The 19,087-nt window shown below is 29.9% G+C and carries 21 protein-coding genes; 7 read left to right on the plus strand and 14 right to left on the minus strand.

The window, feature by feature from the left end:
• Nucleotides 1-6: 6 nt before the first annotated feature.
• Nucleotides 7-618 (plus strand): peptidoglycan recognition protein family protein, encoded by a 612-nt coding sequence (locus tag EDD60_RS11640; RefSeq protein ID WP_066445080.1) that lies wholly within the window; start codon nt 7-9, stop codon nt 616-618.
• Between the two features lie 119 nt (nt 619-737).
• On the opposite strand, the gene EDD60_RS11645 is transcribed toward EDD60_RS11640, so the two are convergent.
• From EDD60_RS11645 to ychF, 7 genes are all read right to left on the minus strand, one after another.
• Nucleotides 738-1,871 (minus strand): glycoside hydrolase family 10 protein, encoded by a 1,134-nt coding sequence (locus EDD60_RS11645; RefSeq protein WP_066445075.1) that lies wholly within the window; start codon nt 1,869-1,871, stop codon nt 738-740.
• A gap of 22 nt (nt 1,872-1,893) precedes the next feature.
• Nucleotides 1,894-2,541, minus strand: a complete 648-nt coding sequence (gene ispD, locus EDD60_RS11650; RefSeq protein ID WP_207905323.1) for a 2-C-methyl-D-erythritol 4-phosphate cytidylyltransferase — start codon at nt 2,539-2,541, stop codon at nt 1,894-1,896.
• 52 nt (nt 2,542-2,593) lie between these two features.
• Nucleotides 2,594-3,826: an FtsX-like permease family protein gene (locus tag EDD60_RS11655; protein ID WP_132226422.1), complete on the minus strand. Its 1,233-nt coding sequence runs from the start codon at nt 3,824-3,826 to the stop codon at nt 2,594-2,596.
• Nucleotides 3,826-4,593: an ABC transporter ATP-binding protein gene (locus EDD60_RS11660; RefSeq protein ID WP_066445067.1), complete on the minus strand. Its 768-nt coding sequence runs from the start codon at nt 4,591-4,593 to the stop codon at nt 3,826-3,828. The genes EDD60_RS11655 and EDD60_RS11660 overlap by 1 nt, the downstream gene beginning before the upstream one ends.
• A 71-nt stretch (nt 4,594-4,664) precedes the next feature.
• Nucleotides 4,665-6,665, minus strand: coding sequence for an AAA family ATPase (locus EDD60_RS11665; protein ID WP_066445064.1), 2,001 nt, complete (start codon nt 6,663-6,665; stop codon nt 4,665-4,667).
• 328 nt (nt 6,666-6,993) lie between these two features.
• The gene (srtB, locus tag EDD60_RS11670) at nt 6,994-7,710 is read right to left on the minus strand and encodes a class B sortase (RefSeq protein ID WP_066445062.1); all 717 of its coding nucleotides are present in this window, start codon (nt 7,708-7,710) and stop codon (nt 6,994-6,996) included.
• The gene (ychF, locus tag EDD60_RS11675) at nt 7,710-8,810 is read right to left on the minus strand and encodes a redox-regulated ATPase YchF (RefSeq protein ID WP_066445059.1); all 1,101 of its coding nucleotides are present in this window, start codon (nt 8,808-8,810) and stop codon (nt 7,710-7,712) included. Before ychF ends, srtB begins: the two co-directional genes overlap by 1 nt.
• Nucleotides 8,811-8,926: 116 nt before the next feature.
• Between ychF and EDD60_RS11680 the strand changes: the two genes are divergently transcribed.
• The 4 genes from EDD60_RS11680 (at nt 8,927) to EDD60_RS11695 (ending at nt 11,751) form a co-directional block, all read left to right on the plus strand.
• On the plus strand, nt 8,927-9,400 hold the full coding sequence (locus EDD60_RS11680; RefSeq protein ID WP_066445056.1) for a phosphatase PAP2 family protein: 474 nt from the start codon (nt 8,927-8,929) through the stop codon (nt 9,398-9,400).
• A gap of 90 nt (nt 9,401-9,490) precedes the next feature.
• Nucleotides 9,491-9,919 carry a MarR family transcriptional regulator gene (locus EDD60_RS11685; protein ID WP_066445052.1) on the plus strand — a complete coding sequence of 143 codons (429 nt, stop codon included), beginning with the start codon at nt 9,491-9,493 and terminating at the stop codon, nt 9,917-9,919.
• Nucleotides 9,912-10,757, plus strand: coding sequence for a DegV family protein (locus EDD60_RS11690; protein ID WP_066445049.1), 846 nt, complete (start codon nt 9,912-9,914; stop codon nt 10,755-10,757). Before EDD60_RS11685 ends, EDD60_RS11690 begins: the two co-directional genes overlap by 8 nt.
• Before the next feature lie 82 nt (nt 10,758-10,839).
• Complete coding sequence (locus EDD60_RS11695; protein WP_066445046.1) at nt 10,840-11,751, plus strand: AEC family transporter; 912 nt, start codon at nt 10,840-10,842, stop codon at nt 11,749-11,751.
• A 35-nt stretch (nt 11,752-11,786) separates the two neighbouring features.
• On the opposite strand, the gene EDD60_RS11700 is transcribed toward EDD60_RS11695, so the two are convergent.
• The 6 genes from EDD60_RS11700 to folD all read right to left on the minus strand — a co-directional run bounded on the left by EDD60_RS11700 (nt 11,787) and on the right by folD (nt 15,617).
• Nucleotides 11,787-12,266, minus strand: a complete 480-nt coding sequence (locus EDD60_RS11700) for a MarR family winged helix-turn-helix transcriptional regulator (protein WP_066445043.1) — start codon at nt 12,264-12,266, stop codon at nt 11,787-11,789.
• On the minus strand, nt 12,259-13,608 hold the full coding sequence (locus EDD60_RS11705; RefSeq protein ID WP_066445040.1) for an MATE family efflux transporter: 1,350 nt from the start codon (nt 13,606-13,608) through the stop codon (nt 12,259-12,261). The genes EDD60_RS11700 and EDD60_RS11705 overlap by 8 nt, the downstream gene beginning before the upstream one ends.
• Before the next feature lie 97 nt (nt 13,609-13,705).
• Nucleotides 13,706-14,107 (minus strand): secondary thiamine-phosphate synthase enzyme YjbQ, encoded by a 402-nt coding sequence (locus tag EDD60_RS11710; RefSeq protein WP_066445037.1) that lies wholly within the window; start codon nt 14,105-14,107, stop codon nt 13,706-13,708.
• 3 nt (nt 14,108-14,110) lie between these two features.
• The gene (locus EDD60_RS11715; protein ID WP_066445034.1) at nt 14,111-14,584 is read right to left on the minus strand and encodes a GNAT family N-acetyltransferase; all 474 of its coding nucleotides are present in this window, start codon (nt 14,582-14,584) and stop codon (nt 14,111-14,113) included.
• Nucleotides 14,574-14,765: a DUF951 domain-containing protein gene (locus EDD60_RS11720; protein WP_066445031.1), complete on the minus strand. Its 192-nt coding sequence runs from the start codon at nt 14,763-14,765 to the stop codon at nt 14,574-14,576. Before EDD60_RS11720 ends, EDD60_RS11715 begins: the two co-directional genes overlap by 11 nt.
• Nucleotides 14,766-14,771: 6 nt before the next feature.
• On the minus strand, nt 14,772-15,617 hold the full coding sequence (folD, locus tag EDD60_RS11725; protein ID WP_066445023.1) for a bifunctional methylenetetrahydrofolate dehydrogenase/methenyltetrahydrofolate cyclohydrolase FolD: 846 nt from the start codon (nt 15,615-15,617) through the stop codon (nt 14,772-14,774).
• Nucleotides 15,618-15,747: 130 nt separating this feature from the next.
• Here folD and EDD60_RS11730 point away from each other — a divergent pair, with 130 nt between their 5' ends.
• Nucleotides 15,748-16,614 carry a cation diffusion facilitator family transporter gene (locus tag EDD60_RS11730; RefSeq protein WP_082787344.1) on the plus strand — a complete coding sequence of 289 codons (867 nt, stop codon included), beginning with the start codon at nt 15,748-15,750 and terminating at the stop codon, nt 16,612-16,614.
• A gap of 56 nt (nt 16,615-16,670) precedes the next feature.
• On the plus strand, nt 16,671-17,513 hold the full coding sequence (locus tag EDD60_RS11735; RefSeq protein ID WP_066445021.1) for a hypothetical protein: 843 nt from the start codon (nt 16,671-16,673) through the stop codon (nt 17,511-17,513).
• A gap of 49 nt (nt 17,514-17,562) precedes the next feature.
• Here the strand turns inward: EDD60_RS11735 and EDD60_RS11740 are convergent, their stop codons facing one another.
• Entirely contained in the window at nt 17,563-18,981 is a 1,419-nt protein-coding gene (locus EDD60_RS11740) for an NAD(P)/FAD-dependent oxidoreductase (RefSeq protein ID WP_066445018.1), read from the minus strand.
• Nucleotides 18,982-19,087 lie beyond the last annotated feature (106 nt).

Below are 19,087 nucleotides of genomic sequence, written 5' to 3' on the forward strand. Positions count from 1 at the left end.
GAAACTATGAAACGTAAGAAAAAGAAATTAAAAAAAGGGGTTATTGTTTTTTTAGGTCTTTTATTGTTGTGTGGTATGGTAGGATGTTATTTTATTGTTCAAACCCATAATGATATAGAAGAATATAATGTTGAAGGATTATCAATTCAGCATCAATTTTTAACTATCAACCCTTATTCAAGAAGTGGTAAATCCCTACATAAAGTTAATGGAATTGTCATTCATTATACCGCTAATCCTAACTCCACAGCACAAAATAATCATGATTACTTTGAAAGTCTTAAAACTAAAAAAACAGCTTCTGTCTCTAGTCATTTTATTATTGGACTAAAAGGTGAAATTATTCAATGTATTCCACTTAACGAAGTTTCCTATGCCTCTAACAATCGTAATCGAGATACAATTTCTATTGAATGTTGCCATAAAGATGAAAGTGGAAAATTTAATCAAGCGACTTATCAATCTTTACAAAAATTAGTCAAAGCTTTAATACAAACCTATCATTTAGATAAAGATGATGTGATTAGACATTATGATGTTACAGGAAAAATCTGTCCTAAATATTTTGTTGATCATCCTGATGCTTGGAAAAAATTTTTAAATTCTCTAGATAATTAAAATGAGATGAACGAATTCATCTCATTTTCTGCATCCACCTATTTCTCGACACCCAACTTGGGCGAAATAGGTTTTATGTCGGCTCCATGACATCATAACAGAAATAAAATAAATGTCAACTACGAATTATAGGGATGGACTCTTAAAAGTTCATCCATTTCTTTTATTGCTGCTTTTTTAGACAAAGATGAATAATTAAACAAACCAAATCCTTTATATCCATTTAAAGAAAGAATCTGAACCTGTTGAGAAATATTATCATCAGCTAGCTTCCAACCTTGATCAACATCATATTCATCACCAGCCCGATAAAGTGCAAGTCCTGCATAAAGAGCAACATCCTGACAACGTTTTAATCCTGCAAATTGCTTAGCGCGTTGACTAAACATTTTTGTTTGTGACTCACCATATTGGTCACTCCAATAAATTTGTGGCATAACATAGTCAACATAACCTTCTTCCTTAAGCCAAGTATCTACATCTGCCCCTTCATTTATACAATTTTCATAATTACCTTGAGGACTAATCCCAAACGTTACATCTTTATTTATTGCTTTAATACATTGATAAACATCACTTATCAATGTATTAACATTATCCAACCGTTGATTCTTAGTTGTTTTCCCATGGGTTCCCTCAATATAAAAATAATCATCAAAATGAATTCCATCTATCGCATAATTTTCAACAATTTCCTTGACTCCTGCAACAATATAATCTCTAACTTCTTGACTAGCTGGATTTAAAATATATTTAAAAGGTTCATAACCAATAGTTAACTTTGTATCTTTTAACCATGCACTTTTTGGTGATTGACTCATAAACTGTTGATATGTTGTTTGATTTAAAGAAATACGATAAGGATTAACCCACGCTTCAATCATTAATCCTTTTTGATGGGCAATCTTTGTCATTTCTTTTAAAGGATCAAAAGATAAAGATGTTTTTTGACAGATAACTTGAGATATAGGAAATAATTTTGATTGATAAAGAGCATCACTAAAAGGACGTACTTGTACAATAACAGTATTTATTTTATATTTTTCAACTCGATTAATAGCCGTCTGAAAATCTTTAGTAAAAGCTTTTTGAGAATCATAAGAAAACTTTGCTAAGTCTGAATAAGAAAACCAGATTGCTCGTTTATCAAAAGAAGATAAGGAACATGCTGGCTTTGGAAAGAATACATAAACAATGAGACATACACAAACAAGTACACTTATAACTAATAAACTATGTTTGTTCTTTTTCACAACACCACCCCTTTCATCATATTCAAGAAATATCCAATAAGTCCTCTGGGGTTGTTATTTTCTTATTTTCATAATCTCCTACAATAACATAAACACTCTCATCACTAAAATGCTCAACCATTTGGGCATCATCAGTTGCCTGATATCCTTCAAGCATTGCCTTTGTATAAGCATCTAAAATAACTTTTGTATCAAATGCTTGTGGTGTTTGTGCTTGCATTAATTGTGATCTTTGTAATGTTTCTACAACTTTTCCATTAATCACTTTTTTTATTGTATCTTTACAAGGAACCATTAACAAACAAGCTTTATGATATTTTAAACATTCTAACAATGAATCAATATATTCTTGTTTTACATAAGGTCTTGCTCCATCATGAATCAATACTTGATCATATTTCACCTTTTGTAAACCTTCAAATACACTATCTTGTCGTTCTTTTCCTCCATTAACAAATTCAATACGTGCATCATTAGATAACTTCATAAAATCTTTTCTTTCAAATGACTGTGTCACGACAATAATCTGACCACATTTTTTATCACTTGTAAAACGTTGTAAAGTCATTTCATAAACCGTTTGATTCCCAAAAGAAAATAACATCTTATTATAATCCAAACCAGTTCTTGTTCCTTTACCTGCACACAAAATAATCACACTATACATCATTCATCACCTTCTTTTCCATTATAACAAGAAAGACTTCGTTTGTCGAAGTCTATCAATCGATATTCATTTGTTTTTGATATTGATAATGATTAATGATAGCACAAAGCATTAAAGGAATCATAAATGTCAAAATCATAACAACCAAAATCATAAAATCCATTAACCCATGAAGATATAAAGATAATAAAATATTAAAAAGATAAAATAAGCCTAACAATAAAATCATTCCATACAACAAAATAATTTCTTTTCTTAAAATCTTCTTTAAAGCATCATTTTCATAACCAATTCTTTTTAAAGTCACAACAAGCTTTTCTCTTTCTATCATTTCTGTTGAAAAACGAAAAAGTATCGTTAATGACAAAAGACAATGTGTTGCTAAAAAAGAAACATATATCAAAATCATATACAATGTATTATCAATCCCCATAACAAATAACCCAATCATTAAAACATCACTTGCTATTTGAAAAACAATATGATTTTTCATAAAAATAATATCTCGTCTTAAAAAACCTAAATAAACTAAAGAAAGATAAGAATCTAATTTTTGTTGAATCCATTGATTCATATCAGGAATGATTACTTGACCTAAGAATTGATATAAACCTATCATCCCAATCATTGAAAATAAAATCGTTGAAGATGTTTCTTTTCCATAAATATATAATAAAACAATAGGTCCTACAAACATCACTAAAATAAGACCTTTTTTCATCTGTTTGCTAAAATGAAAAGGTAAAGAAAGTGGTTGCTTTAAAGAAGCTCTATCACCTTGAATAAGCATAACAATTGAGCTTCTATAAGCATAACCAAGATTTAATATTGTACACCAAAAGACTTCAAAAGCCATCATAGATAAAGTTACATTCATTCCTTCTTGAGAAAATGTTATAGTTAAAGGTAATAGCGATAATAAAAGATAAGAAAGCAAAAAAGCAATCGGAATAGCAAGACAAAATAAAATAACTGTCTGAGATAATAGAAAGACTGTTAATTGTCGAAAAGTTGCCCCACATACTAGTTGAATTGCAAGCTCCTTAGATTTTTTCTTAACATAAAAATCATTAGCAAAGAAAACACTTAGTAAACAAATAAAAATAACAAAAACACTTAAAGTTGTTACAATACTATTATGACTATCAATAAAAGTCATTCCAATTGAAGGAGAACAGGCTATTTGAAAAAAGACAAACATAAAAATTGTTGTTAAAACAAAGGTTAACCAATAAAATAATGAACGTTGAAAATCATCTTTAATAGATTGGAAAGCATTTTGAATCATTATTGAAAATGTCTCCTTGATTCAGCAGAATTTAATTCAACAATCTTTTGAAAATATTCATCTTGTGTAAGACTTTCACGTTTAATCATCTGTTCAATATAACCATCTTTAATATAGACTAATCTCGAAGAATAAGAAGCAATAAAAGGATCATGAGAGACCATAATAATTGTTGTTTGATAATCCTCATTGAGTTTCTTCAACAACATCAATAATTCATGAGAGTTTTCACTATCTAAATTACCAGTTGGTTCATCAGCAATAATAATTTGTGGCTGATTAATTAACGCTCTAGCAATCGCAGCACGTTGTCTTTGTCCCCCTGAACATTGGTAAGGGTATTTGTTTAAAAGTTGTTCAATATTTAATTGTTTAGCCATCGCTTGGACTCTTTGGATTATTTGTGTTCTATCGATATGTGCCAAGGATAGTGGCATCGCTATATTTTCAAAGAGTGTATGAGTATCTAATAGATTAAAGTCCTGAAAAACAAACCCTAAGTTTTGATAACGAAATTTACCTATTTCATGTGAGGACATTGTTCTTATATCAATATCATGAATCCTTACCCAACCAGAAGTTGGCATATCAATGGTTGAAATATTATTGATAAATGTAGACTTCCCACTTCCACTTGGTCCCATGATACAAATAAACTCACCACTTGTAACAGTAAAATCAATCCCATGTAATGCTTCAAATTCATTTTCACTATGTAATCCATAAATCTTTGTTAAATTCTTTGCTTGTAATATATATTCACTCATTTTATTCACCTAATTATAACTCTATCATAAGTTATAAAAGAACGAAAGAGTAATTTCCTTCGTTCTTTTATTTATCTATTTTTAGAAACAATATATTTCTTCATTTTTGCTAATAAGGCTCTTGCTCCAATGGAAGAATCATAATCTTCTAAAATATCATTAATCATCTTTTGGGATAATTCAATAGGTGAATTTTGAATTAAAATATCTTTTAAGTCTTTTTTCTTTAAAGGTTGATAATGAATGACTTCATCAATCCGATTTAAAAATTCTTGAGAAAATGATTCTTTTAATGTATTTTTAGACATCATTGCTTTTTTAAAACCAACTATGGATTGACTATTGGACATTACATTTGATGTCATAATAATGATTGTATCCTTAAAAGATATTTTATGATGATGATTATCTTTTAATAAGCCTTCATCAAAAACTTGTAGGAAAAGATGCATGACTTGGGGATGCGCCTTTTCTATTTCATCTAATAAAAGAATACTATTAGGATATAGGATAAGATCATGAAGCAATGAAGATTGATCATCATAACCAATATAGCCAGGTGGAGATCCAATAATTTTAGAAACACTGGCTGGTTCACTATATTCCGACATATCTAACTTTACAAAATGACGATGAAGTAAACGAGCTAATTCTCTAGCTGTTTGGGTTTTCCCTATTCCACTACTTCCTACTAATAAGTAAATGCCTTTAGGCTTGGTTGGATGGGGATATTTGGCAAGTGATTCTAATGATTCAACAAGTGTTTCAATTGCTTGATCTTGTCCTTTAATCACATTTTGCAATTGTGCTTGTAAATGTTGATAAGATAATTTAGTTAGTGTCATTCCTGTTATTTCTTCAATAACACATTCAATATGTTCTCTTTGTAACTCATTTTGTTTTAAAAATACGGCTTTAACACAAGCTAGATCTAAGACATCAATAGCTTTATCAGGGAAAACACGAGATATCAGATAGTCATCACATAAGTCAATGACATCATCGATGCATTGTTGAGAAATCTGGATATGATGATAATCAACATACTGTTGTTTTAATCCTTGTAAGATAGCTCTCGTTTCTTCTTTGGTATTCTCATTTAATTTAATGACTGCAAAACGACGATTCATAGCTTGATCTTTTTCAAAATACTTATAATATTCTTCTATTGTTGTGGCACCAATAATGGTTAAATCTCGTCTTGCTAGATAAGGTTTTAAAATATTAGAAGCATCAATAGCTCCCTCTGCTCCACCAGCCCCTATTAAATTATGAATTTCATCAATAAATAATATTGCATCCTTAGCTAAAATAACCTTATCAATAATCTTCTTAAACTTTTCTTCAAATTCACCACGATACTTTGTCCCAGCTACAATACTAGAAAGACTTAATTCATAAATCACTTTATTTTTCAAGGAATCTGGAACTTCATGATTATTAATCTTAATAGCTAATTTCTCAACTAAAGCGGTCTTTCCTACTCCTGCTTTACCAATTAATAAAGCATTGTTTTTCTCTTTTTTACAAAGAGTTAAAAAGAGTTGTTCTAACTCCTTGTCTCTACCTATCATTTGTCTTTCTTGTTTTTTTACTAATTGATTAAAGTTTGTTAATTCATGAATTAAATCTAATTCATGTAAAAGGGATTTTTCTTCACTTAATTCCTTTTTGACTTCATCAAAAGGAACATGATATTTATTAAGTAATTCAACGGCAACACTTTCTTTTTGCATCAGCATAGCAATACATAATGTATTTAAAGAAACTTTACTTTCTTTTTTCACTGTACTCATACTCATCGCATCTTCTAAAATCTTTTTGACGACTTCACTATACTCCATATAAAAAGGTTGTATATCTTTTTCACCAAACAACCTAACAATATCATCATAGATCATTTCATCAGTAACTTGATAGACTTTCAATATCTTTGAAAATGGGCAATCTTTCATTTTCAAAAGAGACAAAAGAAGATGTTCACTTCCAACACTACTATGTCCTAAATCAAAAGCAATACTTTCAGCAATCACAATTGCTTTCTGTGCTTTTTCATGAAATTGTGTGAGCATACTACACCTCTTTTCCTTTCTATCATATGAACTCTATTTGAAATTATTAACCATTTCCATCTATTTAATCAAATTATTCAAGAACCCAAGATAAAAAAATAAATCAAATATATTTTTTTATTTTTTTGTTAATTTTTTCCCCACTTTTATAAAAAATATGTCATAATATATATGTCAGGAAGATATATTTTAGCAGTTCAATAAAATATTAGTTTTTTGTTCTTTTAACATTAAATAGCGCGAGCTTTCCAATTTCCCAATTAAATATGTTAAAAGAATTTGAGACTCCTTTCTGAAAAGAAAAATCACCAATAACTCGGTGATTTTTTTATTGCTTAATATTTTCTTTAAATTGTCCATAGACAATATAACGATTATCTGTTCCATTATAACAAGTACTTAACATAATAAATGGTTTTTGTTTTTCACTTATTGGAGATTGAACAGAGGCAATCTTTTGAATCTCTTTTACATATTTAGGATAATCAATGCCTTTTTGATACATTGAACTTGTTGATTTAATAACAGCTGATGCCACGGCATCATAAACATTCACACTACCATCAGGTAAATAAATATATATAGTTGAATGCTTTTTATAATAATCTTCTTTGACAAAATATCTTAAGTCATGAAAACGAGATCCGTTTTTCATATTATGACCATAAATAATAGTATTATCATCACTAAAATCTTTCTTATTTATTTCATCTATAAAGACTGAACCAGCTTTATTTTTTTTCTTATATATATCTGTATAAAGATATGTATCATTTGTTTTTCCTTTAAGGATGGGTTCATCAATTTTTGTATCTGGTATATATAACCAACCAATAACATCTGGATTTGTTGCTTGTAATGCTTTAAAATTAACTGCTCTTTGAATTGGATTTTCTTCCTTTTCTACAACATATTCATCAATCAAATTTTCAGATTCTTTTTCAATAGAATAATATTCATAGAAAATCTTTCCTAATTGAAAAGCCGAATAAGCAAAAACACAGACACAAATAACAAGAATAACTTTTCTTATTTTATCTTTCATTAAACATTAAACTTAAAGAACATGATGTCTCCATCTTGCCCTACATATTGTTTCCCTTCTTGACGAATCTTACCTGCATCTCTTAAAGCATGTTCACTCTTAAATTCCATTAAATCATCATAGCTATATGTTTCAGCCTTAATAAATCCTTTTTGGAAATCAGTATGAATAATTCCTGCCATTTCTGGAGCTAACATACCTTTTTTAAAAGTCCAAGCACGAACTTCATCCGCTCCAACAGTAAAGAAAGTATTAAGTCCAAGTAAAGCATAAGCTTCTTTGATTAATTTATCCAAACCACTTTCATCAATACCTAAATCTTGCATAAACATAGCTTTTTCTTCTTTATCTAATCCAACTAATTCACTTTCAATCTTAGCACAAATAGGAACAACATCGCATCCTTCTTTTGTCGCATAATCTTTTAACTGTACATAATAAGGATTACTATCAGGATTTTCTAAATCTTCTTCACCTAAATTTGCTACATAGATAAGTGGTTTCATTGTTAATAAAGTATATTGTTTAACAATATCAATATCTTCTTTAGAAAAATTCATTGTTCTAGCTGGTTTCCCTGCATCTAAGATTTCTTTTAAAGGTTCTAAAACCGCCATTTCAGCTTTAGCTTCTTTATCACCAGATTTAGCTTTCTTTTCAATCTTTGCAATTCTCTTTTCAACTGTTTCAAGATCGGCAAAAATTAATTCTAGATTAATTGTTTCCACATCTCTAATTGGATCAACATCTCCATCAACATGTGTAATGTCTTTGTCTCTAAAACAACGAACAACTTCACATATTGCATCAGTTTCACGAATATTTGCTAAGAATTTATTTCCTAAACCTTCACCACGTGAAGCTCCTTTAACCAAACCAGCAATATCAGTAAATTCAAATGTTGTAGGAATTGTTTTTTTAGGATTAAAAATTCTTGTTAATTCATCTAAACGATGATCAGGAACTTCCACCACTCCGACGTTTGGATCAATAGTTGCAAATGGATAGTTTGCTGCTTCCACTTGCGCATTTGTAATTGCATTAAATAATGTAGACTTCCCAACATTTGGTAGTCCTACGATACCGGCTGTTAATGCCATAAATTATCACTCCTTAACTTCCTATACATTTTATCTAAAAACATGCTAAAATACAAGTTATTTCTATTTGTCTTAAAGGATTGTTTTGGTTATAATAGAAGCGAAAGGGTGATCATATGGAACAATTTTATCAAACAACATTGGATTATATCAGAAAACATCCTCAATTAAAAAAATCAGTCATCTTTATGACTCAATATTTCCCATATATCACTTTTTGTCTTTATCCTTGTGTCCTTGTTTATCTCTATTTAAACAAGAGTCCTTATTTGAGCGCTGCAATCTATAAACCATTAGGGGCTTTTCTTTTTGTGACCATTTTTAGAAAGCTCATAAATCGTCCACGTCCTTATGACTGCATGAATATTGAACCATTGGTTGGTCACAAACATGGTGAATCTTTTCCAAGTCGTCATACCTTAAGTGCTTTTATTATTGCTTTGATTTGTTTTTATGCCAATATATATGTTGGCATATTTGCTTTGATTGTGGCAATGATATTAAGTGGATGTCGTATTCTTGCTGGAGTTCATTTTATAAGTGATGTTTTGGCAGGAATTGTCATTGCGATTGTTTTTTTCATTATTTAATTCAAATTTTTTAATTATTTGATTGACAAAGTTTATTTTTATATTATACTGTACTTAAAATATTTTAAGTATCATCAAAGGAGGTGCAATATGTTAAGTAAAGAATTCCAATCTGTCTATAACATCTTTAAGATGAACTTCTATGCTTCAATGTGTGCTAATTCAAAAGAATTAACTATGCAGGAAGCATTTAGTTTGGATATCATTTATATGTTAGGTCATCCTACAATATTAGAATATGCGAAATATATGGGGATTTCTCAACCCAATGCAACATATAAAATCAATCAATTGATTGAAAAAGGATATTTGATTAAAGAAGTAAGTAAGGAAGATAAAAGATCTTATCGTTTACAAGTCACAAAGAAGTTTTTAGCTTTTTATCGTGATAATGATCGTTTTATAAAAAAAGTCCTTGGTGATATTGAAAATATTTTTACGTCTGATGAAGTAAAATTACTAGAAAAAATGTTACAAACAATTAAAGTGGAAATGACACAAGGAGAAAAAAATGATTAAGATTTTAACAGATTCTACATCTGATATTGATTTAAACCAAGCTAAAGAATTAGGAATAGACATTATTCCATTGAAAGTCATTATTAATGGTCAAGAATATAAAGACCGTATTGATTTACAACCCGATGAATTTTATCATCTTTTAACAACAAGTACGACTTTACCAACCACATCTCAACCATCCCCACAAGACTTCTTAACTCACTATGAGGAAGCTAAAAAACATGGGGATAGTGTTATTGTAATGACGCTATCAAGTGTTATTAGTGGAACTTATCAAAGTGCCAATATTGCGGCTGGGATTGCAAAATATGATGATATTTATGTTATTGATAGTTTAGCAACGACTCAAATGTTAAGATTACTTGTTTTAAAAGCTGTTACTTTACGTGATCAAAATATGGATGTTAAAGATATTGTCAAAACTTTAGAAGAATATAAACATCGTATTCGTATTTATGCTTTTGTTGATACTTTAGAATATTTATATAAAGGTGGACGTTTATCTAAGACAGCCGCTACTGCAGGAACATTGCTTAAATTTAAGCCAATTATTGGATTAAAAGATGGAAAATTAGAAATGTTTGCTAAGGCAAGAGGAACACAAAAAGCAACTGCTAAAATTATTGACTTGATTCATGAAGATGGAGACATTGATTTTGATGAACCTATCTGTGTTGGATTTACTGGTAATGATGATGGTTTAGATAAATTTGAACAAATTCTAAGAGATGAATTTGGTTTTGGAGAAGTTCTTCATGGTTGTGTTGGTCCAGTTATTGGGACACATGCTGGTCCAGGTGCACGTTTAATAAGTTATGTCAGAAAGGAAATTTAGTTTCCTTTTTTTATTTTCATTTTGTAAAAAAAGCGAATATTTTTTACAAAATTTGATATGATGTAAAACCGAGGTGGAATATATGTTAGATATTTTAATTAAAGCTTTTGGATTTATACTTATTATTGTGATTGGATTTTTATTAAAATCAAAGGGAATATGTAAAAGAGAACATGGACAATTTTTATCAACGATCATTATGAATATTACATTACCTTGTGCACTTTTATCTTCAATTAATAATTTAAAGATTACTCCTGTTTTATTGATTGCTTTAATCATTGGATTCATGGGTAATGTTATTACGAATATCATTGGTTATCTTTCATCAAATCATGAATCACCTATGAATAAAGCTCTATCAATGATTAATACTTCGGGATATAATATTGGAACATTTACTTTACCCTTTGTCCAAACATTCTTTCCAGCAAGTGCAATTGCTTATGTTTGTCTCTTTGATACTGGTAATGCTTTAATGTGTTTAGGAGGAACATTTACAGCCGCAAGTACTGTTGTTTCTTCTGATCAAAAACCCACTTTTTATAGTATTATTAAGAAATTATTTTCTTCTATTCCTTTTTGTACATATATTGTTTTATTCTTTTTATCTTTATTTCATATTTCAATTCCAACCCAAGTTTTAACGATTACCAGTATTGCGGGAAATGCCAATGCATTCTTAGCTATGTTAATGATTGGTATTCTTTTAGAAGTGAAACTTGATTTTTCACAAATGAAAACAATCTTAAAAATTCTTATCAATCGTTATACAATTTCAATTATTCTTTCATTGATTGTTTATTTTCTTTTACCTTTAGATAACATTGTTAGAAAAATGATTGTTTTATGTTTATTTGCTCCTATTTCAGCAGTTGCTCCTGTTTTTTCAACAAAACTTGGAAGTCATTCACCAGTTCCAGCAGCTGTTAATTCATTAAGTATTATGATAAGTATTCTTATTTTAACTTGTTTAATTGTTATTTTTGCTTAATAGATTATATATTTAAAAATGAGATAGGGACTATCTCATTTTTGATATTTCATATGTCTAATATACCATTCTTTTAATAACGTATTTAACATATCATTTAATTGGATTTGTTCTTCAGTTGATAACATATCAAACATATCTTCATCATTTGTTTTTTTATTGGTTATTTTCTCATAACCTTTTTTTGTAAGAGAAATAATGTATCTTCGTTTATCACGTTCATCTTTATAACGCTTTATATATTCTCTTTGTTCAAGCTTGGCAATAATTTCACTCATTGAACCAGCTTCTATATCAAGAATTTCTTGTAATTCTCGTTGGGATATTTCTTTATGTTTTAATAGAATTTCTAATATGTTCTCTTGACTTCTTTTTTTACCTGTTTTATGGGTTAAGATATGTCCACATTTAATGAGTTTATTGGTTAAATCTTGTTGAAAATATTTTTGTCCTTTTTCACATTGTAAGTTAGATAATAAACAGTTTTTTGAACATATTGGACATTGATTATTCATAAATCTGGACTCCCAATTGTTTCATTTCTTTTTGAATTAAGAACATAGTGATTAAAAAAGCCACCAAATCAGCAATCGGTACAGCAATAAAGACTCCATATAATCCAAAAATCAATGAAAGAATTAAAATAAATGGAATCAATAATAAGCATTGTCTTAATAAATTTAAAAAGCTAGATTGTTTAACCATCCCAATAGCTTGAAAGAAATTGGCACACATTGTTTGACAACCAACAATAGGTAAACAAATAAACCATATTCTTAAAGCTGTACTTCCTAGTTTAATAATTTCTGGTTCTTGATTAAACATTGAAATAATCATACCTGGGAAAAATTGAATAGCTAAAAAACCTACTACTGAAATTATACTTGAAGCAATAATTGTATATTTTAATGTTTCTTTCACACGATCAACTCTTTTAGCACCAAAATTATAACTAATGATAGGTTGCTGTCCTTGGGTCATACCAATTAAAGGCATCAACATTAAAGTTTGAACACTGGTAATAATACCTACTGTAGAAATTGCTGTATCTCCACCATATTTCCCTAATGTTCCATTAATCACAATATTTAATAAACTCGTAGAAAGCTGCATCAAAAAGGCAGGTAAGCCAGTTTTAAGAATCATATATGTTAAATGTTTCTTGAGTTTTAAATGCGCTAAACGACATTGAATCATACTACGCTTACCAAATAGGAAAGTGAGTTGCCAAACCATACTTAAAAATTGTCCACCAATCGTTGCTAGAGCAGCACCTTCCATCCCCATATGACATTTCACAATGAAAATATAATCAAACACAATATTAAATCCTGCTCCTAACAATTGTGAAACCATTGCATTTCTAGCATTTCCCTGTGCTCTTGAGAAGTTATTTCCACAAATCGCCACACACTGAAAAACTGCTCCATATAAGATAATACTTAAATATGCTCGTGCATGTGGTAAAACAGCCTCACTCGCTCCTAATAATATCAAAATAGGATTCATAAAAAGATTCCCAAAAACCATAAAAATAAGACCAAAAAGAACTGTAATCATCAAGGCATTTCCTTGATAATACTGAGCTTCATCATCTTCCTTAGCACCTAAAGCAATTGAAAAACGAGTTGCTCCACCAACTCCAGCCATTAAACTCAATGCCATTAAAATAAGCGTTACAGGATAAGATATTGTTATTCCAGCAAGTCCAAGTGAACCCAATTGTGGTGCATTTCCAATAAACATTCTATCAACAATATTATAAATAGCATTAACAATCATTCCTATCATTGCTGGAATCGAAAGTTCTATTAACAAAGGTAAAACTTTGCCATTTTCCATTTTATCTTTATTCATATAATCATCTCCTACATCAGCGTTATCTTAAACTTTCTTTAAATATTTGTCAAGGTACCTTACTATTAACTAAAGAAAAAAGACAAATCTTGTCTTTTTAACCTTCTAAAACTTTAACATAATATGTTCTATTTCTAGGACCATCAAATTCACACAAATAAATTCCCTGCCATGTTCCTAAAATTATTTTTCCTTCACTAACAATAAATGTCTGACTTGCATTAAAAATAGTTGACTTCATATGTGCATGTGAATTTCCTTCAAAATGATGATAATCAGGATGATTAGTTGGAAAGGCTCTTTCAAAGCCATTCAACATATCTCTCACAACATCTGGATCAGCATTTTCATTGATTGTAATACCGGCAGTGGTATGTGGTGTATATACCACAATAATCCCATCTTTTATTTGTGATTTTTTTAAATCTTCTTGAATTTGTTGAGTGATATCATGCATTTGCATTCTTTTAGAGAATTGATATTGATGTTTAAATAACATAGTCTATCCAATCTCCTTTGCATACCATCGATCACAGGCATAATGTGGACCTTCAGTAATTGGGACAGCTAATGGAACAAAACCATTTTTAACATAAAATTTATTGGCTGCAACCATGTTGGCAAATGTTTCTAAATAAATCAATGTATAGTGTTTTTTAGCAAATTCTATTGATAAATCAAGTAGTTGTTGAGCAATTCCTGTTCCTCTTATTTCTTTTCGACAATACATTTTTTGTAGTTCACAAACATCATAGTAGCCATCAACCGGACCAATTCCACATCCCCCAACAACATGACCATCTTTTTCTACAACTAGATATTGATAAAAATGAGAGCTATATGTTTCATAAAATTTGTCAAGGTTAGGATCTTCCCAGGCACATCCAGGTTTATCGGCACCAAATTCAATTAAACAATCTCTAATAAGTTTTTCTACTTCTGCATTGTCTTTAGGTTCTATTTTTCTAATTTTCATCTGCTGGAATCACCTTTTTTAAACGTTTTTCAAAATCTCGACGAGAGAACATAATAATTGCTCCACAACCTAAACACTTGATTTTAATATCAGCACCCATTCGAATAATTTTCCATTGATTAGATTTCTTACATGGATGTTGCTTTTTCATTTCAACAATATCATTTAAATTATATTCCATAGATATTTACTCCTCTCTATTATAATAAGCTTTTAATGTATTCTCCAATAACATAGCTATAGTCATAGGTCCTATTCCACCTGGAACAGGTGTTATGTATGAAACAATATCTTTAACATCTTGATAATCGACATCACCACAAAGTTTATCATTCTCATCACGATCCATTCCTACATCTAAAACCACTGCCCCTGGTTTGACATAATCCTTAGTAAAGAATTTTGCTTGCCCAATTGCGGCAATTAAAACATCCGCACGTTGACAGACTTCCTTTAAATTTTCAGTACGTGAATGAGCAATTGTAACTGTTGCATTTCTTTGTAAGCAAAGTAAAGAAACTGGTTTCCCTACAATATTACTTCTTCCTACAACTACCACTTCTTTACCTGTTAAATCATAATGAATCTCATCTAATAAAACCATCATCCCCTGTGGTGTACAAGGTACCAGTCCATCTTGTCCCAAGAATAATTTTGCAACATTGATTGGATGAAAACCATCGACATCTTTTTTAGGATCAATTAAATCTAAGATTTTTTCTTCATGAATATGTTGAGGTAATGGCAATTGAACTAAAATTCCATCAACTGTTTCATCATGATTTAATCTTTCTATTACTTGAATAAGTTCATCTTCTAAAACAGATTCATCTAATCTCATTATTTCTGATAACATGCCTACATAAGCACAAGCTTTTTCTTTATTACGTACATAGACTTGACTTGCTTGATTATTTCCTACTAATATAACAACTAATTTAGGAATTCTTTTTCCTTCATTTTGTAACTGTTGTATTTTTTGTTTAATTTCATCTTTACGCTTTAATGATACATTTTTTCCATCAATATTCATTCAGAACCCCTCCTTCTGATTGACATTATTATAATTGAAATTCACTTTATTGTAAACCAAAATAGAACATCCCTAAGATTCCATGAACACATTTTCTTTATAACCATAAATTATAAGAGGAAGTGATCTTATGAATTATAAAGAAACAGTCTATCGTGTTTCTTTTTTAACCATGATAGTTAATTTTATTTTATCAGTATTTAAATTCCTTGCTGGTCTTTATGGTCATTCGCATGCAATGATCAGTGACTCTATTCATTCATTAAGTGATGTTATGACGACTATCGTTGTAATGATTGGTGTTCATTTCTCAAGTATGCCTTCTGATCATGAACATCCTTATGGACATGAACGAATGGAATGTATTGCAGCCATGATTTTATCTATTTTACTTATTTTTACTGGTTTACAAATTGGTTACAATAGTTTCCTATCCATCATTCATCCCCAAGCATTAACTCCTAGTTTCATTGCACTGATTGCTGCATTTATCTCTATTTTCACCAAAGAAATCATGTACTGGTATACGCGTTATTATGCCAAACGAATCCACTCTCCGTCATTAATGGCTGATGCCTATCATCATCGTAGTGATGCTTTATCTTCTATTGGTAGTTTGATTGGGATTAGTGGTGCTATGCTAGGTGTTCAATGGTTGGATCCATTAGCGGGAGTTTGTATTAGTTTATGTGTTTTAAAACCTGGTATTTCGATTTTTTATGACGCTACTGTGAAAATGGTGGATCATAGTTGTGATGATATTGTTTATAATCAATTAATTGATTTTATTTTAAAACAAAAGAATGTTATTTCAATTGATTCATTAAAGACAAGGTTGTTTAGTGAAAAATATTATGTTGATTTAGAAATTGGGGTTGATGAAAACTTCTCATTAAAAAAAGCTCATCAAATTGCTCATGAAGTCCATGATGCCCTAGAAAAAGCGTTTCCTGATATTAAACATTGTATGATTCATGTAAATCCAAAAGCAAAGTGACATTTTTCTACTATTTCTTATGACTTATGATAAAATGGAATTAAGAGGTGATGGTCATGAAAAAACTACTTATTTTTTTAACTTGCTTATTAATGTTTTGTCCCTCTCGTGTATTTGCGGATACAGGCCCAAAGCCTAGTGTTAAAATAACAATCCATGGCTTACAAGAAAAAGCCTATGTGACACTTCTTTCAAAAGAAGCAAGTTCTGGACCTTTTGGTGTTTATGAGAATGATGAAGAAACTGATCATTTTAACAATGAATTTGGTCCTGATGAAGTTTGGAAAGCCTTTATTAATTATCAGGATAAAGATGGTTTTTACTTTATTTCTTATTTTCAAGAATGCACGGATACATTTCAATGGAATTACTATCCACCAAATGAATTTAAAGTGCTTATTTATTTTCCTGAATCTCAAAGTTTTATAACCAGTTCAAAATCATATGAACGTTATGCATTTGAAAGTTTTTACACCATTTCATTAGATCAACAAGCATCCTTCCCGACACAAAAAGGTATTCATGAAATTGATATGGATATCAAAAAAGAAATCTTCTTTAATGAAGTCACATATCATTTTATAGAACGTGTTGTTGTAACTATTCTTATTGAATTACTGATTGCGCTTTGTTTCCAAATCAAGAAAAAAAGAGAATTAAAGATTATTGTGTTAACCAATATAGCGACACAGATATTACTCAATTTTATGTTACAAATGTTAAGTGTCTATTATATATCAGTCTTTGCTTTTCTATGTTATACACTTTTAGAGATTGCGGTTATTTATATCGAAGCCAAAATTTATCAAAAATATATGAAAGACCATAGTAAAGGTGAACTCATAGGTTATGCTACTGTTGCTAATATTCTTTCCTTGTTGATTGGATTTGCTATATAAAAAAGCCAAGATATGTCTGTTTAAAGATATATCTTGGTTTTTATGTAATTTATTTTATTCTTTTAATAATATCTCTTGCGATTAAGATACCATTAGCCCCTGCTTGAGCAAGTCCTCTGGTTAATCCAGCACCATCTCCGCCAACATATAATCCATCAATTTCACTTTCAAAACCTTCTCTCACTTTTGGTCTTGCTGAATAGAATTTTGCTTCTACACCATAAAGTAAAGTATGTTCATTGGCAATTCCTGGAGTGACATGATCAAGTGCTTCAATCATTTCAATAATTGATTTCATTGTATTGTATGGAAGAACCAATCCTAAGTCTCCTGGTACAGCCTCAGGTAATGTTGGAATTGTATAACCTTCTTTTAAACGTTTTTCAGTTGTACGTCTCCCTCTTTTGATATCACCATATCTTTGTACAATAATACTTCCATGTGATAACATATTGGCAAGTCTTGCAACTTCATGAGCAAATTCATTTGGTTCATTAAATGGTTCACTAAAAACATGAGAAACAAGTAATGCAAAGTTTGTATTAGGACTTCCTAATTTTGGATCATGATAAGCATGTCCATTTGCTAACATTGTTCCTGAATGATTTTCCACAACCACATGTCCACTTGGATTTGAACAGAAAGTACGTACTTTTGTTCCTACAGATGCATTGTATACAAATTTACCTTCATATAAATTCTTATTAATTTCATCCATAACAATATTGTTTGTTTCTACACGTACACCAATATCAACTTGATTATTATATAAATCCAATCCTTGATTCTTTAAAACTTTTGTTAACCAAGTTGAACCATCTCTACCTGGTGCTAACACAACATAAGATGCTTTAATTTCTTCACCATTTTCTAATACAATCCCTTGTACACGATTGTTTTCTACAATAATATCTTTAACAGCTGTTTTAAAAGCCATATCAATATGTTCTTTTAATTCATTAGACATTTCTGTCATAATTCTTAAGTTTTCTTCTGTTCCAAGGTGTCTTACTTTTGCACGAAGAAGCTTTAATCCAACTGCATATCCACGTCTTTCAATATCTTTAATCTTATCTGTTGTAGGATCAGTGATTTCATGAGTTGCTCCATGTTTTAAATACAATTCATCAACATATTGAATCACTTCTTCTACTTCTTGGTTATCTAAGTAATCCGTTAACCAACCACCAAATTCACTAGTAATATTGAATTTTCCATCTGAATATGCTCCTGCTCCACCAAAACCTGAAGTTATTGAACATGCTGGTAAACATCCTGGTTCATGTTCTTTAATTTGTGGACAGCTTTTAATTTTCTTGTCTTTTATCGGACAATGACGATACATAACATCATGACCTTTATCAACTAAAAGAACTTTTAAGTCTGGATTTTTCAAATACAATTCATAACTTGTCATAATTCCTGCTGGTCCAGCTCCAACAATAATAACATCATAACTTTTTTGCATAAAAAAACGCCTCATTTCTGGGCATAAAATGAATTATCCTTACTTATTATATTCATATTTTGAAACAATTGTCAACGAAAACAAGTTTCGACTTCTGATAACTTGT

This window comes from Longibaculum muris, from assembly GCF_004343035.1.
In the GTDB taxonomy this organism is placed as follows: Bacteria; Bacillota_I; Bacilli_A; order Erysipelotrichales; family Coprobacillaceae; genus Longibaculum; species Longibaculum muris.

Excerpts from the sequence above, each read along its gene's own strand:
- EDD60_RS11655 (WP_132226422.1), bottom strand. The coding sequence starts at position 3,826 with ATGATTCAAAATGCTTTCCAATCTATTAAAGATGATTTTCAACGTTCA.
- EDD60_RS11730 (WP_082787344.1), top strand. The coding sequence starts at position 15,748 with ATGAATTATAAAGAAACAGTCTATCGTGTTTCTTTTTTAACCATGATA.
- EDD60_RS11710 (WP_066445037.1), bottom strand. The coding sequence starts at position 14,107 with ATGTTATTTAAACATCAATATCAATTCTCTAAAAGAATGCAAATGCAT.
- EDD60_RS11660 (WP_066445067.1), bottom strand. The coding sequence starts at position 4,593 with ATGAGTGAATATATATTACAAGCAAAGAATTTAACAAAGATTTATGGA.
- EDD60_RS11640 (WP_066445080.1), top strand. The coding sequence starts at position 7 with ATGAAACGTAAGAAAAAGAAATTAAAAAAAGGGGTTATTGTTTTTTTA.
- EDD60_RS11720 (WP_066445031.1), bottom strand. The coding sequence starts at position 14,765 with ATGGAATATAATTTAAATGATATTGTTGAAATGAAAAAGCAACATCCA.
- EDD60_RS11735 (WP_066445021.1), top strand. The coding sequence starts at position 16,671 with ATGAAAAAACTACTTATTTTTTTAACTTGCTTATTAATGTTTTGTCCC.
- ispD (WP_207905323.1), bottom strand. The coding sequence starts at position 2,541 with ATGATGTATAGTGTGATTATTTTGTGTGCAGGTAAAGGAACAAGAACT.
- EDD60_RS11685 (WP_066445052.1), top strand. The coding sequence starts at position 9,491 with ATGTTAAGTAAAGAATTCCAATCTGTCTATAACATCTTTAAGATGAAC.
- EDD60_RS11665 (WP_066445064.1), bottom strand. The coding sequence starts at position 6,665 with ATGCTCACACAATTTCATGAAAAAGCACAGAAAGCAATTGTGATTGCT.
- ychF (WP_066445059.1), bottom strand. The coding sequence starts at position 8,810 with ATGGCATTAACAGCCGGTATCGTAGGACTACCAAATGTTGGGAAGTCT.
- folD (WP_066445023.1), bottom strand. The coding sequence starts at position 15,617 with ATGAATATTGATGGAAAAAATGTATCATTAAAGCGTAAAGATGAAATT.
- EDD60_RS11695 (WP_066445046.1), top strand. The coding sequence starts at position 10,840 with ATGTTAGATATTTTAATTAAAGCTTTTGGATTTATACTTATTATTGTG.
- EDD60_RS11705 (WP_066445040.1), bottom strand. The coding sequence starts at position 13,608 with ATGAATAAAGATAAAATGGAAAATGGCAAAGTTTTACCTTTGTTAATA.
- EDD60_RS11700 (WP_066445043.1), bottom strand. The coding sequence starts at position 12,266 with ATGAATAATCAATGTCCAATATGTTCAAAAAACTGTTTATTATCTAAC.
- EDD60_RS11740 (WP_066445018.1), bottom strand. The coding sequence starts at position 18,981 with ATGCAAAAAAGTTATGATGTTATTATTGTTGGAGCTGGACCAGCAGGA.
- EDD60_RS11715 (WP_066445034.1), bottom strand. The coding sequence starts at position 14,584 with ATGAAAATTAGAAAAATAGAACCTAAAGACAATGCAGAAGTAGAAAAA.
- EDD60_RS11690 (WP_066445049.1), top strand. The coding sequence starts at position 9,912 with ATGATTAAGATTTTAACAGATTCTACATCTGATATTGATTTAAACCAA.
- srtB (WP_066445062.1), bottom strand. The coding sequence starts at position 7,710 with ATGAAAGATAAAATAAGAAAAGTTATTCTTGTTATTTGTGTCTGTGTT.
- EDD60_RS11680 (WP_066445056.1), top strand. The coding sequence starts at position 8,927 with ATGGAACAATTTTATCAAACAACATTGGATTATATCAGAAAACATCCT.